A 15,363-nucleotide genomic window follows, 5' to 3' on the forward strand; every position below is an offset into this window, starting at 1 on the left:
TGCCGTTAAGCAGTACAAACGGCACGATTTACAAAATTTTAAAAAATCACACCGCTTGTAAATTTGTCACTCACAAACCGCCAAAAACGCCTGCACCAAACTGGACGGGTGGCGTTGCGATAAATACAGCAAATGCACAGGGTAGGCAGGTTTGGCGAAATCTGTCAGCACTTCCGCCAAGCCGTGTTCGGCGATGAGCTGATCGGCAAAATAATCCGAAAGCATCACAAAGGCTTGTCCTTTTTTGGCGAAATGGGCGAGAGCGTGGCTGTCGTTGGAAGCCAAAATCGGTTGAATTTTGACCGCTTGTTCGGCAAATTGCCAATGATGTTCACGCTGTCCATTTTTTGCCCACGCCGCACACGGCAGATTTGCCAAATCTTTGGGGTGTTGGGGCGTGCCAACTTTCGCCAATAAATTGGGGTGGGCGATGATTTTATTGCCGATATTACCGAATTTTTTGGCGATGACGCTGTCGGTGTGCAATTCGCCCGCTCGCACCGCAATATCAATGCCGTCCTCAATCAAATCCACCACGCGGTCGGTGATTTGGCAATGCACCTGCACATCAGGGTAGCGTGCCTGAAACAGGGCGATTTTGTCCCACAAAGGGTTGAACCCCGAAAAGGTTGAAATCCGCAACACGCCACTCAACCGTGCAGACTGAAACAGATTTTCCGCTTGGGCGAGCTGGTCAATGCTCAAATAAACCTGCTCATAAAGCTGCTGCCCAGCCATTGTCGGCTTTGCCCCTTTTTTGGAACGGTCAAGCAGTTGCGTGTTTAACGCTTGTTCCAGCTCGCCCAAACGGCGGCTGATGGTGGCAATCGGCACGCCCAATTTCTCACTGGCGGCAGAAAGGCTACCTGTCTGCACAATCGCCACAAATAGGCGGAGATTGTTTAAATCCATCGTTTTTCCTTTTTATATATGGAAGTTATTTTATTATTTTTTATGGGATTATTCTATTGTTTTTTGAGATTTGGTTAATGCTGGGGCTGTCTTATGATAAGATTGAAAAGACAACCCATTGATTTTTCATTAACTTTTAATGACTTGCTTTGTGGCGGTGATTTGATTGGCTGTTGGTTATTTGTGGGAAGTTTTTTAAACTTTGTACACTTTGCAATTTCTTACCTATAAGAAAATTTGCCAGCCAGTACCTTTTGCAGATTTGATCAGAAATAGCATCATTTATTTAGACAGTTTCTTTTTGTCATTTTAATAAACACCTATATCACCACCTGCACCTTATAGCTTCTATAAAATACATTAGCAAAAATATTAATCGTTATAGAATTTTAGGAAAACTTGCTATAGAATTTAAAATTAATTTCTATATATAAGTTAATTATGCGAAAAGTAGGCAAGGGTAGAATCTTGGACAATCCTGATGAATGGTTTAACGGCGACCTTATTTATCAGCCAATCGCCAACCATCTCAGCGATGGCGACACCTACTACCTCTGATTTATATGAGTGGCTGGCGTAGGGTGGGAAGTCCAATGGCTATATTTGGTTAGAAAACAAATCCTGATGGCAACTTTGATATCTCAACTGGAAATCTCGAATTGCCCCATGGCATTTGATATTCTGCAAAAATAGGCTCCTCATTGGAATAAACACAAAAGTGAATTTCTTGAATTAAGATCTCAGAATGACTATGATAGATTTGCAAGAGATTTTGTGGAAAATCCACCTACTGGAACCTTAACAAAAACTAGATCTGATGGGGATGTTCTTTTTTATCAACCATCTACGAATACTTTTGTTATCAAAGATAAAAATGGCAGTATTAAGACAATGTTTAAGCCAAAAGATAAGGAGAAATATTGGAATGCTCAATAAGATAACATTTATTAACGATGGTGAATTTTTATGTCCGTGTTGTAATCAAACAAAATTTCATCAAGATGAAGAATTTGATATATGCCCAATATGTTTATGGCAATATGATAAAATTCAAATAATAGACCCAGATTACTCTGGTGGTGCTAATGGATTATCTATTAAAGAGTATAGAAAAAATTATTTATTAAAAAAAGATAAAAGGTGATTGAACATGCCTACGCTAAGAAAAATGTCCAGCAGTGTTTGAATGGTAAGTTTTCGATATTCTTTAGCTTTTTGAGTATTGTATTTATTGATGAAAGCATGGCTGGCATCAATATGGCTGGAGGCAAAATTCTTAGCAAGGCTTTTAAAAGCAAAGATGAAGCTGAAAAAGTGTTGGATAAGGCTAGAAAAGCTGGCAGAAAATCTCAAGAAAGTAAAGGTGTCACCAATCCAGAGGTGCAAAAATTAAGCAATCCTCCCGTGCCACAAGGTATGACAAAGGACATGGTTATTCAATAGCATAGGTTTTATAAGAATGAATATGCTAGAAATTTAAATAATCTTACTGCTGAAAATAGAGTGGTATTCATTATACTAAAATGTTACAATCATATCACTATTGTTTTTATCTGTCAGAGATTTGAACCGTGAACCATATTTATAAAATCGTCTTTAATAAATCCACACAGACTTGGATGGCGGTTTGTGAATATGCTCGTGGTGTGTCTTGTAACAGTGTCAGTGCTGGTAACAAGCCGTCAATAAAAGGCATGATGGGCAAAGTAACCGCTTTATCCTTTGTGCTATTATGCTTATTACAATCAGCCCACGCCAACACCCCAACAACCATCTTAGCCGACAAATCCGCCGATAAATCACTACAACCCATTGTTCTACTCACAGCCAGTGGCATCACTTCAGTCAATATCACAACACCCAATGCTCGCGGTTTATCCAATAACCATTATAGCCAATTTGATGTCGGCAACTCTGGTGTTATTTTAAATAACAACCGCCAAGCAACAAATACCCAAATTGCAGGCTTTGTGGCAGCCAACCCCTTTATGGCTCGTGGTGAAGCTTCTACCATCTTAAACCAAATCAATTCAAACCATCCAAGCTACTTGGGTGGTTTTATTGAAATTGCAGGTAAAAAGGCAGATGTCATCATTGCTAATCCATCAGGCTTAGTGGTTAATGGCGCTGGGCTTATCAATGCAGGCAATGCCCATCTGGCAGCAGCGGGTAGTGAAGTTAATCAAGGGCAGGTATCTGGTTATCAGGTGGGTGGTGATGTATTGGTGCTTGGTACAGGACTGGACAATCGTCAGGTAGATTTTACCCAAGTGATTGCTCGTCATGTGCAGCTAGATGCACCAATTGTAGCCAATGAACTACAGCTAATTACCAGCAATGGTTATATAGATACCAATGGCACAACAACCAGCACATCAGCACAGGGCAAGCAAATCACCAAAGGTCGTACCATCGCTGTCGATATTGGTGAATTGGGCGGTGTGTACGCAGGTAAAATCACACTGATCAGCAGCGAAATTGACACACTGGTGAATAACCAAGGTCAAATCTTTAGTGGGCTTGGTGGGCTGCAATTGGACATTGGGGGCAACCTTGTTAATACTGGCACCATTTCTTCACAAGGCAAAGCCACCCTTGTTGCCAAAGATGCAATAAACAGTGGCACAGTATCATCAAAAGAGCAGCTCACTCTTGTCTTTGACAATCTAGACAATGCAGGCACAGTTTTAACCACGGATGAAGTTAAAGCACAGGTTGTCAATACAATAAGCAACCAATCATCAGCACAAATCAATGCCCAACGCTTGAATGTGCAATCAAACCAATTCATCAATGACGGTACAATCACCCAAACAGGCACACAAGCCCTATCCGTTATCGCACAAGGCAAATTAACCAACCTAGGTGATATTGGCAAGGTTGATACAGTTGCCATTGATACCATGCCCACACCTGATACACCATCAGCACCGATATCTCCCAAAGAGACAACAGTTGCCCTACCAAGCAGTGCCACAGATCAAGGCATAAGCCAAATTACCAGCAGCCCACCACAAAACCAAAACTTAGCCACTGGTATCATCAAAACCATCAACAATCTTGATAATCTTGGCAAAATCCAAGCAAATGGCGGCGTTGATTTGACCGCCATATCAGGTCTTGATAATACTGGCAAGCTCAATGTACGCCACCTTAAAGCATCAGGTGATGCTTTGACAAATACCGCTGATATTCAGGCAAGCACCACTGATATTTATACCAATACAGTAAATAATAACCATGGCAAACTTACAGCATCACACATGCTGTCTATCACAACCGACCAACTAAATAACACCAAGGGCAAGCTGCATTCAGCCAAAGACAGCGACTTACAAGTTAGCCAACAGATAACCAACACCCAAGGTGAGATTTTAGCCAATGGCTTATTAAACATTCATGACAATAACCAAAACAGCCTAACTGTCATCAATGCCGATGGCACACTGCTTGCCCAAGATTTATCCATACAAGCCAAATCACTAAGCAACACAGGCGAGCTGTCAGCAGCAAACGATTTATCATTACAGCTTACTGATGATTTGCAAGTTCAGCGTGATTTGCAAGCAGGCAATACTTTAACCATCAACACCCAAGGCAGTATTGACAACCAAAAAACCATCCAAGCTGGCTTTGTTGTTGATATCTTTGCCAAAGACATCATAAACCAAGGCACCATAAACAGCAATAAAACAACCTATTTACAGTCTCAAAAAACTTTACTGAATATAGGCACAGGCAAGATTTATGGCGATCATGTGGCATTGGCTGCCAACACGCTAAGTAATACCGATACAGATAATGCATCTGCCATCATTGCAGCCTATACACGACTGGATATTGGTGCAGATAAAATCATCAATAAAACACAGCGTAAAACCCTACAAAACAGCGACAGTCATAGCAAACTGTTAAGCGAAGGCACGCTACATATTGGCGGCAGTCTTGATGATAATCATCAAGCAGTGGGCAAAGCGACTTCTTTGGAGAACTTATCTACCAATATTGAATCTGGCGGCGATATGTTTATTGCAGCTGCCAAAACAACCAATGACAATCTGCACCTTGAAACTGCCATTCATCAAATTGGTGATATAGAAGAAAAACACACAATCAGCTTTTCAAATCGCACCAGCAGCGAGCATGGACCAGGTGATTGGGGCTGGAACCTAAAAGACAAATTGCCAGATGAATATGAACCAAGTAAATTTCGCTTCGATGGCTTAAAGCACATCTATCTAGATAATGAAGACGGCAGCACGGTTGGCTTGGGTCGTATTTGGATAGAGAATTATGACAAGCTACGCCATTTTAAAACCTTGGTTAAGTATACAGACCCGTCGGTGATTAAGTCTGGCGGCAGTATTCGCTTTGATGGCGATGTAGACAACCTAGATAGCACCATCTTGGCACAGGATGATATTCTGGCCACAAGTACCAATATTAACAATATCAGTACCAAAGGTGTCAGCTATACACTAAGAGACAGACAAAGCACCCACCGAGACTGGTATCATGATGGTGGTATTGGTGGCAGTGGTTATACACGCGCAGATTTGTACAACAAAACCACCAATGAAAAAATTCATGAAAAAACCTTTGAGATGCCCACCACTGTTACGCTAAATCAGCAAAGCATTGACAAACCAAACAGTAATGCACAAACTGCTGACATCACCTCCAAGACAGCCAATGTTGCCATTGCCACCATCAACACCACATTGCTACCAAGCAGCAGTCTTTATACCATAAACCCTGCACATCCAGATTATCTGGTGCAGACCGACCCCGCCTTTGTCAATTATCGCAAATGGCTATCGTCTGATTATATGCTAAAGGCGCTACAATCAGACCCCAATTATATGCACAAACAAATTGGTGATGGTTATTATCAGCAGCGTCTTGTTGCCGAGCAGATTGCACAGCTTACTGGTCGCAATTATCTGTCTGATTATCAAAATCAAGAAGAACAGTTCAAGGCACTGATGGATGCTGGTATTGAATTTGCCCAAGCATTTAATCTTGCAGCTGGCACGGCATTAACCGCCGAGCAGATGTCGCTATTAACAAAGCCCATGATTTGGTTGCAGCTAAAAGACATCGCACTTGAGGACGGCAGCTGGCAAAGGGTCTATTATCCTGTGGTGCTACTACCAAAAAATCAACTCACACTACAGGCTGATGGTGCTCTTATTGCTGCACGCAATATCATTGTTGATGGCGAAATTATCAAAAATAAAGGCACAATGCTGGCAAAAGAGGATGTGATATTGGCAGCAAAGGATGTTTATTTGTCAGGCGGCTCTCTTGCGGCTAAGCGTATCCGAGTGTTGGCAGAGCAAAATATCCACAATCAAGCAAAGATTGATGCCGATGAATCTGTAAAACTGCACGCTGGTCAAGATATCTACCCAACAGCAACTGCTGGATTAAATAGCACATCACCTGCACAAATTCGTGTCGGTGATGCCAAAGCAGATACTCAGGCAAATCTTATATTACAAGCTGGTCGTGATATCACCCTAGCAAATGCCAATATCAGCAATGAAAGCCAAGCCGTTAGCATTATAAAAGCAGATCGCAACCTAAACATTGGTGCTGTCAGCACCACCCATACACAAAAGACTGTATGGAACCAAGACAATGAGCAGCAGCAAAGCAAAACCATTTGGCACGGCAGCCAAATCGATACACAGGGCAGTTTGTTGCTACACTCAGCCAATGAGTTAAATATCACTGTTAATCATACCACGCAAACAGAATCTTATTCTGATAGATTCTACACCAAGAACAAACAAACTCTATCAAGCTCATCAGCCAAATCACAGTCTAATTACAACAAAACCACCGCAGTAGGCAGTCAAATTACTGGTACAAAAGTCCTGCTGTCTGCCAATGACAATATTCAAATTACAAGCAGTCAGGTGGTGTCAGATGATGGCACATCGCTAAATGCTGGCAAAGACATACGCATTGACTCTGCCACCAACACCCTAAATAGCCAGTTTGCGTTTAGCCATGACACATCAGGTCTTATGAGTTCTGGTAATATTGGCGTAAGCATTGGCAAAGAAACCATAAGCCAAGACACGGTTCAAAACCGCACCACCCAAGCAGGCAGTACGGTTGGCAGCTTACAAGGTAATACAACCAGCCATGCTGGCAATAACTACAGCCAAACCGCTTCTATTATCTCAACACCGCAAGGCGACACTACCATTACTGCCAAACAAGTAGATATCACGACAGCAGATAACACCTACTATACCAACAATCAAAGCAAATACAAGAAAAAAGGTTTAACCTTTGCCGTCAATGTACCTATTGTCAATGCAGCACAAGCCACCGTCAACACCGCCCAAACTGTGGGCAAAAGCAGCAATGATAGAATTAACGCCATGGCAGTGGCTAATACTGGCTGGCAGGCTTATCAGACAAGCAAGACTCTGGCAAATACTGGCAAAGCCATCAGTGAGATAGCCAAAGGCAACTTAAAAAATGCCAACGAATTGGCTCAAATCAGTGCCGCCATCACCTATGGTGAGCAACAAAACACCACCCAAACCATCCTACAAGGTACAACAGCTGAGGCAAGTCAAGTGTTGGCTGGTGGTACGGTTACTATCCAAGCCACAGACAAAGATGGCACAAATAGCACATCAAACATCAATATCACAGGCTCGAATGTATTGGGCAGATTAAGCACACAGCTAACTGCTGATAATGATATTGACATTAAAGCCTATGAGCAATACCACAGTGAGCGTAGCTCAAATCAATCCAAAGGTTACAACGCAGGTGTTGCCATCAGTTACGGCAAGGATGGCTTTGCCTTTGGTGTAACTGCTGGTGGTAATTATGGCAAGGGCTATGGCAATGCTGATGAAGTAACATACAAAACAAGCCATGTTGGTGATTCAAACAGCCAAACCACCATTACCACTGGCGATAAACTTACCGTACAAGGCGGTCAGGTCAAAGGTGGTGGCGTTACCATCACTGCCAATGATTTATACCTAGCAAGTACACAAGACACAGCGACTTATGTAGCCAAACAACAAAATATCCAAGCCCAAGCAGCAGCTGGTTATGGTGCCAGTCTTAATGTCAACTACAGCCAATCAAAAATCAACGCCGACTACAAATCAGTTACCGAACAATCAGGCATCTTTGCTGGCAATGATGGTTTTAACATCAATATCAATAACCACACACAGCTAGACGGTGCCATCATCACCTCTACTGCCAAAGCAGAAGAACAAGGCAAAAACAGCTTTGGTACAGGTACCCTTACCATCACTCATTTTGATAATGAAAGCCATCATGAGGGCGATAGCTTGGGAGTGGGTGCTGGTGTAAATTTTGCAAGCAAAAAATCCAACCAATCCCAACCCAACACTAAGGATGTTGCAACAAAATCCAAGGGTATGGTTTCTAACAGTATTGGTTTGGGCAGTGATAGTGGCAATCAAGTTTCCGTTACAAAAGGCGGTATCTATACTAAAAATGTTGTCATTACCGATACAGCCAATCAGATACAGGTGGCAGGTAAATCTGCACAGGATGTCATCAGTAATGCCAAGATTGAGTATAGTACGGATGATTTTGCCAATAATAATTGGCAGGCAATAGGTTCATTAACCAATAACTTTGATGCTGATAAAGTCTTAAAAGAGCTTAATATTCAGGTTAAAGCCACCCAAGACTTTCGTGAGAATAGCTTTGGCGTGATTACAGAATATGCTGATAAAAAACAAGCCAATCTTAGAGAGCAAATCAAGCAAACAACCGATGAGACGCTTAAGACGCAGCTTTATAAAGAAATATACAAAGTTCAATACCAAAGACGGCTACTTGAAACCTTGGTTGGTAGCATCTCAGGAACGCCCGATGTGACTATTACCCAAGGTGCATTACAACTGGCGGCGACAAAGATGCGAGAAGAGTCGCTGGAGAATTCTCGCCAGTCACCTGGATTTGAGGACTTAGGTACAGGTCAAGCAATTAATAATGTCAGTTATGACAGTGGCTATTTTGATGGAGTAAAACTGGGCGGTACTCGCCTGGGTACAGATATTATTTGTGGCAAGGATGGGAGTAGGTGCGAAAAAGACCCTTCAAATCCAGAAAAATTCCTAATAAATGAAAATGGTAACTATATTTTTAAACCAAATGACATTTATCCGAATTTACAATCATTCCTAAATGATAAGAGCAAAGATGCAGCTGGAAAACTATACGGTCTAACAGGTGGCTCCCAAGCTCTATCAGGAACAATGTTTGGAAAACCTTATAAAATTGGTGGCTTTGTTGACTTAACTACAGAGAGTTTTGCTGGTACCCATGATTATCTAGGTGGTCAGCGACCAGGTTACTATGACAAAGATGGCAATACCAAGCCAGGTAATAATAAAGGACAGGGTATTGTAACAGGTTTAGCCATTCCAATATCGGCACCATTTGCCTTGGCTGACTTGATTACACCTGATTTTATGTCTATTATTTTAAAGATTGCGAGATAGGAGAGAGGATTTTATGCGATACAAATTAAACACTCTTATTATTATAGCCACTTCCTTTCTATTAACAAGTTGTTATTACAAACAGGGTTGTTGGTATGTTGCTCAGGATGTTTTTTGTGGCGAAGTTAAATCGGTTAAACCAGCACAACAATGGCAAAAACAAGGACTTATAGGTCGCACAGATGTTGAGCAGAGAAAACAAGATTTTATGCAATGTGGCGTACGAAATTATTATGATGGTGTATTAGATCTCAATGTTCGCTATGAAAAAACCAGTCAGGAACTGCAGGAGCGTTCAGAGAGGGTTTGGTCTTGCATGAGAGGCAAGGGCTATATACTCCTTCACCACTCCGAGTGTGTGGACAGTAAAAAAAATGAATATACTGGATTGTGTAATTAGCTTCATTCTACCAGTCATTTAATACCAAAGACGGCTACTTGAAACCTTGGTTGGTATCATCTCAGGAACGCCCAATGTGACTATTACCCAAGGTGCATTACAACTGGCGGCGACAAAGATGCGAGAAGAGAGTTTGGCAAATTCACGCTTATTTAAAGGTATATCCGATGGTGTAACTACGCTAACCAATACAAGCTATGATGCTAATAGCTTTGGCATTGGTGGAGGTGTTAATATCAGCGGTGAAGCATTGGGACAAAAAATCCCAAATCCCAACAAGCCAATCAAAGCCCAAACTGTATCAACCGCCACCACACCAACCTATCAAGGCATGGGCTATGGCACAGACAAAGACAACAACCACAGCCAAACAACAAGTGGTATTGGCACACATAATATTACCATCACAAATCAAGACAAACAAAACAGCAAATACCAAAACACAGACAGCCAAAACCTATACACCAACATCACCACCGATGATGTAGCAGAAAATAAGTATATCAATGGCATTATTAGCAACAACTTTGACAAAAACAAAGTGCAGCAAGAAATCACTCTACAGCAACAAGTAACCTTTACCTTTGGACAAAACGCACCAAAGGCAGTGGCTGAAATTTCTGACTATGCCATCACCAAGATACTTAACAACCCCAATCTTACCACAGATGAAAAACTGGCAGAAACTAAGAAATGGGCAGAGGGTGGTATTTACCGAATAGCACTACATACCCTAACAGGCATTCTTGCTACAGGTACGGTACAAGGAGCCATCACCACAGGTTCTGTAGCAGCTGCTGCACCCTATATTAATAAACTAGAAGAAAAACTGATCGATAAACTTATAGCCAAAGGGATAAATAAAAATGATGCCGAAGCTGCAGCAGGCAAACTGACCTCTTTGGTATTATTAACAGCAGGGGTTGCAATCGGTGCAGATACCTCAGCCACTGCCACAGCACTGAATGTGGATGCGTTTAATAGGCAGTTGCATGCCAATATGGGAGAGGCTTGGGTTATTGAAGAGCTCTATAAAAGACAAGGTGGTAATAAAAAATGGTCAAGAGAACAAATTGCTAATGCACTAAGAGCTGCTAATTTTAAAAAAGGTAGCTTCTATGAAAATGCTGATAGTCATAACGCTGTTCCATCAAATAGACCTGATTTGGGCTATGATAATTTGGTTGGCGTACAATGGAATAATCATGGTACTGGCATCAGCCTAAATTGCAAACTCCACACCCCCTTGATCACTCATTCCAGTCTCAAATGAACAGTAATTCCAATTTAAAATGACCAGCCATTCCGATGAATGCTGATCATTTGATTTTGGCTTTTGTGAAATTAGTTGCTTAATGATTAATTGATAACGTGCGCCAATTTCTTACGCATGGATTCGCCAGTCAGGGTGATTGGATACGCTCGGTGAACTATACGATCAAGCACTGCATCAGCAATGGTTGCTTCTGGAAACAGTCCATGCCAACGCTCAATAGGGAATTGACTGGTGATGAGTAAACCGCCCACAGTGGATTGCTTATCTATAATATCCAGCAGCACAGGGCAGATTTGGGGCAGCAATTCACCAATACCGAAGTCGTCTATAATCAGTAAATCTACTTTGCAATATTTCTGCTTGGTTTTGGCAATGCTGCCATCAGCGATGGAGAGAATGATATCTTCATACAGATCAGCAGCTTGAACAAATAGCACTTTTCTTAAATTGCGACAAGCATGTATGCCTAAGGCACAAGCCAGCCAAGTTTTGCCTGTACCAGTTGCACCCATGATGATTGCGCTACGATGCCTATCCAACCACTCATCTTCTAATAAGTGCGATATACTATCAGGACTTAACCGTTTGCTGCTGTAGTCTATATCTTCAATTCTAGCTTTATTGTAGCGAAATTTGGCGTTTTTAACCAGCTTGTCAATGTGATTATTGTGCCTTTTGTTAATTTCATACTCCAACATACCATCAATCAGCTGCACTGTGCTAATTTGTGGATTGCTTGGTGTAAGATAATGTGTCTCGTAGTAATTGGCAGCATGGCTTAGTTTTAACTGCTTTAATTTTGTGACAATTGGATTGTTTGACATGGTTCTTCCCTATATTGCAATTTGGTTTAATTTATTAGCATAGTAGCTTGATCCACGGATGTTTTCATGTGGCTGTTTCGGAGCAAAGACCACATCCAACTCTTCCATACTTGGCATGAGTAGATGCTCGTTCTTTTGGTAAACTTTATTTTTAAATACTGAAATAATCCGATCAACCGCACAGATATTGAGTCTTTGCACATAGTCAAAGCCTTGTTCTATCTGTATATTTGGTACTTTATGTTCAAGTAAATATCGCTTTAACTGATTGAGTTTTCTAAGATTATTGGCGTAGCCAGTTTTATTATTTAGCAGCTTTTGGATAACAGCTGCGGCTTGTGAGCCAATGCTCTTAGCCCATGCCATCAACCGATCTGGTTGCATTTCATCTTGTAGCTGATGGTTTCTTGGCATATGCTCAGTAAGAATACTATTGCCTAAGGCAATGTATGGATGTTCAGCAATAAGCTCTCTATTTAGATATATTAATACTTTATTGCCTGCCACTTTAGCATCTACACGCTGTCCGATAAACTGATATGGCACCGAATAATTTGAATCACCTACGGTAATAGTATAGAACTCAGATACTTTTAGGCCGTAAGTCCAGTGGCAGACTTCGTATGGTGCGGCAGGTAGTGGGTTTAAGAACGGTTCATCTGTCTTTGTAAAGCTAACATAACGACTTTCTGGGTAGCGCCTAGTGGTTTTGGTGTTTAAAATCACAAGCTCTTCTTTGAGCACTTGGTTGAGCTCGTCAAGATCAAAAAACTTTCGGTTTCTTAATTTGGCTAAAATACCCATCTGCACAATGCGAACTACCAGCTCTGCCATGGATTTATCTTGAGGTTTTCTAGGTCTTGAAGGTAAAATGATAATATTATAATGATCAGCAAGTTCACTGTACGATGCGTTTAGCCGAATGCCTGTTTTATTATTGCTAATCACCGCAGATTTTAAATTGTCTGTAACCAACTTTAAGGGCACGCCACCAAAAAATTCAAACATACGAATATGACACAACTGCCAATCATCAATCTTTTGAGAAGCAACGGCAGTGCAATAGATATAACCAGATGCTGGTAATATGGCAACAAATATTTGGGCATTGATCATGATTTTGCCCATTTTCTCATCGTATATCGGTACAGTACGACCGCAGAAATCCACTTGCACCATATCGCCAGCTTTATAAACTTGCCTTTTGCTTGGTCTTACTGTTTTCTTATACTTGCGATATTGTTCACAAAACTGTGAATAGCCAATGCCATCTGGATGTGTCTTCTTGAACTCTTGCCACAATAACTCAAGTGTCATATCAGGGCGTGTCATCTCCTGATCTATATATGTCCAATCAGGATGCGGCTTAACTGGATTGATTTTATGTGGGTTATATGCTTTTTCCAGACCCAACAGTCTTCGCATCTCAATATCACTGACGGTGAGTAGTTCATCAATATCAACAATGCAGCCAGAATAAAGCTTTCGTATTTTGGCGACAGTTGTGGGTGAGATGCTCAGATGGAGAGCTATGGCTCGGTTGCTTAAGTCTTGATCAATTTGCCGTATGGCGGCACGGATAATTTTATTATCTATTTTCATAAGAAATCCTCAATGGTTAAATTAAAGAATATTTTTAACTTTTAAGGATTGCAAAGCCCTATAGCACTTGACAAATCAAGTACTAGCAGAGATAATAAAGATGTCAGCCCTCTAGCAGACAATCTTTATGAAGCACTATCAATTGGCGTTGATAGCGCTTTTTTGTTGCAATCGTGTTTATGTTGGCGTTTAATTCGCTATGACCAGTGCATAAGCTACCTCCCGTTATTCATTCGTTATTCATTCTTTCTACCAGTTATTAAAAAGACACGCAAAAAGCGTGCCCAATCTTATAAAGATGCAAGATGTATTGATCTGCTTATTTGTGAGTTGTAGGTGTTAATCGCAGATTCGCGACGGTTCTTTTCTTCGCTGATAAGTTTGGCAATAAAGCCTGACAATGACTGAAAATCATTGTCAGCTTGCTCTTTTGCCCAGTCTTTCAGGTATGTTGGTAGCTTTATGTTGCTTTGCGTGATTTTACGATTATGTTGGGCAGACATGAGATACTCCTAGCTGTAAAAAGTTACGACTGATTGCCTTATCATAAATGATTGATTTGCTACTGTCAAATAATTTTGTACCAATATATATTTTTTATTTTATTTACATGTACCATATTGTACCATAAATATAAAATAATGGTATACAATGTAGCAAAATTATATTAATTCTCACTCACTTTTTAGTATAATGAATTCATTTAAATCCAAAGGAGCTGTTATGGCTGGTGATATTCAGGTGAATCTACGCATCCCACCTGATCTGAAACAAAAACTCTTAGAACAAGCAGAGTTTAACGGACGCTCGCTTAATCTTGAAATGAATTATCGCCTGGTCAATTCATTCTCTACCCCTAATGACAGCTATGCAGACATCATCCAGAAGATGGATGAGATTGTCGCTCGTCATCATAAAACCAAGCGATTAAGCGCCATTAAAGAACGATTAAATATCGCTTTATTGGAATTGTGTAAAGTTCCGATGGTTAGGCAGCTTACCTCTGCACGCATCGCCTATGAATTGGGCTATGAGCGTGCCGATGAAGTGGTTCGCTGGTTTGAAGGTGATCTTGAACCCACCTTTACCCAGCTTGAACAGCTGGCAGATTATTTAGGCTGTGACGCCGCTTGGTTGATGTTTGATGAGGGCTGTCCATACCCTACTAAAAACAAAGACTTTAGCAATTTAAATACCGTCGAGGCGGTGGTTGAGTTTTGTTTTAAGCCAGAGGCGAGATTTGATGAGGTTCAAAAGGTTTCATTTATCCGAAATGACACTCACACAGGTGAGGTATTGATCATCAAGCAATTTGATCAAAAGCACGCTCAAGTCTATACCACCAACATCCATTTGAGCGATGTTGTCGGTGCCACGGGTGCCAGAATACAAGCTTTATTTGTACTGGCACTAAGAGCTATTTGCAAAAGCAATGAATACAAACATCGAGCCATGAGTTATGTATTTGACACGGAACGGTGCGAACAATTAAAACAAGGCATACAACATCCACTAAATCTGATGGCGCGCACCACCTTTATTCCATGGATGGATGATATTTGGGATCGGTACATGTATGAAAAACAAGATGCTAATTACTACTGGCAAGGTTATCAAGATTTGTGCTTTAGGGCGCAGACATATATCAATGAGGATGCTAGGTTGAGAACTTATTATGATTGATTCAAGTCGTGACAGTCAAAGGTTAGGCAAATATTCAAGATCGTCTAATGACCATCTAATCAGCAATTAAAGTTACCTGATTGTAACTGATGGATTTGATGATTGCAAGATTCTTTATTTAGATTTTATCATCATTTGATTTAT

General features: G+C 41.0%; 10 protein-coding genes. 6 read left to right on the plus strand and 4 right to left on the minus strand.

The genetic code is table 11. The annotated features are described in order from the left end of the window. Positions 1-66 precede the first annotated feature (66 nt). On the minus strand, positions 67-912 hold the full coding sequence (locus tag EL162_RS06315) for a LysR family transcriptional regulator (protein ID WP_126330887.1): 846 nt from the start codon (positions 910-912) through the stop codon (positions 67-69). A gap of 874 nt (positions 913-1,786) precedes the next feature. On the opposite strand from EL162_RS06315, the gene EL162_RS06320 reads away from it, so the two are divergent. The 5 genes from EL162_RS06320 to EL162_RS06340 all read left to right on the plus strand — a co-directional run bounded on the left by EL162_RS06320 (position 1,787) and on the right by EL162_RS06340 (position 11,107). Next, the gene (locus EL162_RS06320; protein WP_197718964.1) at positions 1,787-2,056 is read left to right on the plus strand and encodes a CPCC family cysteine-rich protein; all 270 of its coding nucleotides are present in this window, start codon (positions 1,787-1,789) and stop codon (positions 2,054-2,056) included. Beyond that, positions 2,053-2,355, plus strand: a complete 303-nt coding sequence (locus EL162_RS06325; RefSeq protein WP_126330889.1) for a hypothetical protein — start codon at positions 2,053-2,055, stop codon at positions 2,353-2,355. Before EL162_RS06320 ends, EL162_RS06325 begins: the two co-directional genes overlap by 4 nt. Before the next feature lie 128 nt (positions 2,356-2,483). After that, positions 2,484-9,434, plus strand: a complete 6,951-nt coding sequence (locus EL162_RS06330) for a hemagglutinin repeat-containing protein (protein WP_126330891.1) — start codon at positions 2,484-2,486, stop codon at positions 9,432-9,434. A 13-nt stretch (positions 9,435-9,447) separates the two neighbouring features. Beyond that, the gene (locus EL162_RS06335) at positions 9,448-9,834 is read left to right on the plus strand and encodes a hypothetical protein (RefSeq protein WP_126330894.1); all 387 of its coding nucleotides are present in this window, start codon (positions 9,448-9,450) and stop codon (positions 9,832-9,834) included. A 76-nt stretch (positions 9,835-9,910) separates the two neighbouring features. Beyond that, a complete protein-coding gene (locus EL162_RS06340; RefSeq protein ID WP_126330896.1) occupies positions 9,911-11,107 on the plus strand; it encodes a hypothetical protein in 1,197 nt (398 codons plus the stop codon). A gap of 86 nt (positions 11,108-11,193) precedes the next feature. Here EL162_RS06340 and istB read toward each other — a convergent pair whose 3' ends face one another. The 3 genes from istB to EL162_RS06355 all read right to left on the minus strand — a co-directional run bounded on the left by istB (position 11,194) and on the right by EL162_RS06355 (position 14,039). After that, positions 11,194-11,934: an IS21-like element helper ATPase IstB gene (gene istB / locus EL162_RS06345; protein WP_126329763.1), complete on the minus strand. Its 741-nt coding sequence runs from the start codon at positions 11,932-11,934 to the stop codon at positions 11,194-11,196. A 9-nt stretch (positions 11,935-11,943) separates the two neighbouring features. Next, positions 11,944-13,536 carry an IS21 family transposase gene (gene istA / locus EL162_RS06350; protein ID WP_126329765.1) on the minus strand — a complete coding sequence of 531 codons (1,593 nt, stop codon included), beginning with the start codon at positions 13,534-13,536 and terminating at the stop codon, positions 11,944-11,946. A gap of 290 nt (positions 13,537-13,826) precedes the next feature. Next, positions 13,827-14,039, minus strand: coding sequence for a hypothetical protein (locus tag EL162_RS06355; RefSeq protein ID WP_126329767.1), 213 nt, complete (start codon positions 14,037-14,039; stop codon positions 13,827-13,829). A 220-nt stretch (positions 14,040-14,259) separates the two neighbouring features. Between EL162_RS06355 and EL162_RS06360 the strand changes: the two genes are divergently transcribed. Further along, positions 14,260-15,219 (plus strand): Arc family DNA-binding protein, encoded by a 960-nt coding sequence (locus tag EL162_RS06360; RefSeq protein WP_170161396.1) that lies wholly within the window; start codon positions 14,260-14,262, stop codon positions 15,217-15,219. The last annotated feature ends 144 nt before the right edge of the window (positions 15,220-15,363 follow it).

The organism is Moraxella cuniculi, assembly GCF_900637105.1.
Lineage (GTDB): Bacteria > Pseudomonadota > Gammaproteobacteria > Pseudomonadales > Moraxellaceae > Moraxella > Moraxella cuniculi.

What these genes read in the sequence shown, in the direction of transcription:
- EL162_RS06315 (WP_126330887.1), bottom strand. Translation starts at nt 912, where the DNA reads ATGGATTTAAACAATCTCCGCCTATTTGTGGCGATTGTGCAGACAGGT.
- EL162_RS06320 (WP_197718964.1), top strand. Translation starts at nt 1,787, where the DNA reads ATGGCAGTATTAAGACAATGTTTAAGCCAAAAGATAAGGAGAAATATT.
- EL162_RS06335 (WP_126330894.1), top strand. Translation starts at nt 9,448, where the DNA reads ATGCGATACAAATTAAACACTCTTATTATTATAGCCACTTCCTTTCTA.
- istB (WP_126329763.1), bottom strand. Translation starts at nt 11,934, where the DNA reads ATGTCAAACAATCCAATTGTCACAAAATTAAAGCAGTTAAAACTAAGC.
- istA (WP_126329765.1), bottom strand. Translation starts at nt 13,536, where the DNA reads ATGAAAATAGATAATAAAATTATCCGTGCCGCCATACGGCAAATTGAT.
- EL162_RS06355 (WP_126329767.1), bottom strand. Translation starts at nt 14,039, where the DNA reads ATGTCTGCCCAACATAATCGTAAAATCACGCAAAGCAACATAAAGCTA.
- EL162_RS06360 (WP_170161396.1), top strand. Translation starts at nt 14,260, where the DNA reads ATGGCTGGTGATATTCAGGTGAATCTACGCATCCCACCTGATCTGAAA.